This window comes from Kitasatospora sp. NPDC054939 (genome assembly GCF_053610105.1).
Genome location: NZ_JBSGXP010000310.1, coordinates 1 through 1,430, shown reverse-complemented (window position 1 = coordinate 1,430; position 1,430 = coordinate 1). Strand labels below are relative to the sequence as shown.

At 74.1% G+C, this 1,430-nt stretch carries 1 protein-coding gene; it reads left to right on the top strand.

The window, feature by feature from the left end:
• The coding region (locus tag ACWGB8_RS38525) for a SulP family inorganic anion transporter (protein WP_452218309.1) at positions 1 to 1,430 on the top strand (1,430 nt) is incomplete at both ends.

Below are 1,430 nucleotides of genomic sequence, written 5' to 3'. Positions count from 1 at the left end.
CCCGCCGTGCTGCGGGCCGATGTCGCCGCCTCCCTGGTCGTGTTCCTGGTCGCCCTGCCGCTGTGCGTCGGGGTCGCCGTGGCCTCCGGCGTCCCGGCCGAACTCGGCCTGGTCACCGGCATCGTCGGCGGCCTGCTCACCGGACTGCTGCCCGGCAGCAGCCTCCAGGTCTCCGGCCCCGCCGCCGGCCTCACCGTGCTCGTCTACAGCGCCGTCCAGGACCACGGCCTCGCCGCCCTCGGCACCATCACCGCCGCCGCCGGCCTCCTCCAGATCGCCATGGGCACCGCCCGCCTGGGCCGCCTCTTCCGCGCCATCTCCGTCTCCGTCGTCCAGGGCATGCTCGCCGGCATCGGCCTCGTCCTCATCGCCGGCCAGCTCTACGCCACCGCCGACCTCCCCGCCCCCGCCACCGGCCCCGCCAAAATCACCGGCCTGCCCCGCCTGGTCACCGACACCGCCACCCACCCCGCCGCCCTCACCGCCGCCGCCACCGCCGCCACCACCCTCCTCGTCCTCCTCCTGTGGCCCCGCCTGCCCGCCCCCGCCCGCACCCTGCCCGCACCCCTGGCCGCCGTCGGCGCCGCCACCGCCGCCACCGCCCTCCTCGACCTGAACACCGCCAAAGTCACCGTCAACGGCCTCACCGACGCCATCCACCTGCCCACCACCACCGACCTCACCACCCTCACCACCCCCGCCGCCCTGGGCACCGTCCTCGCCTTCGCCCTCATCGCCTCCGCCGAAAGCCTCTTCAGCGCCGCCGCCGTCGACCGCCTCCACAAGGGACCCCCCACCCACTACGACAAGGAACTCCTCGCCCAGGGCGTCGGCAACACCGCCTGCGGACTCCTCGGCGCCCTGCCCATGACCGCCGTCATCGTCCGCAGCGCCGCCAACGTCCACGCCGGCGCCCGCACCAAAGCCTCCCGCGTCCTGCACGGCCTGTGGCTCCTGCTCTTCGCCGCCCTCCTGCCCACCGCCCTCACCGCCATCCCCCTCGCCGCCCTCGCCGCCGTCCTCGTCCACGCCGGCGCCAAACTCGTCCCCCTCAAAGCCCTCACCACCCTCTGGCGCACCCACCGCGGCGAAGCCCTCATCCTCACCGCCACCGCCCTGGCCATCGTCACCACCAACCTCCTCGAAGGCGTCCTGCTCGGCCTGCTCCTGTCCGTCCTCAAAACCGCCTGGGACACCTCCCACCTCCACACCGACGTCCACCACCACCCCGACGGCACCACCACCGTCACCCTCGCCGGCAACGCCACCTTCCTGCGCCTGCCCCGCCTCCTGGACACCCTCGAACAACTCCCCACCGACCACCCCGTCCACCTCGACCTCACCCACCTGCGCCACCTCGACCACGCCTGCCGCACCGCCCTCGAAACCTGGGAAGAACGCCACAACCGCACCGGCGAAGCCACCGTCGT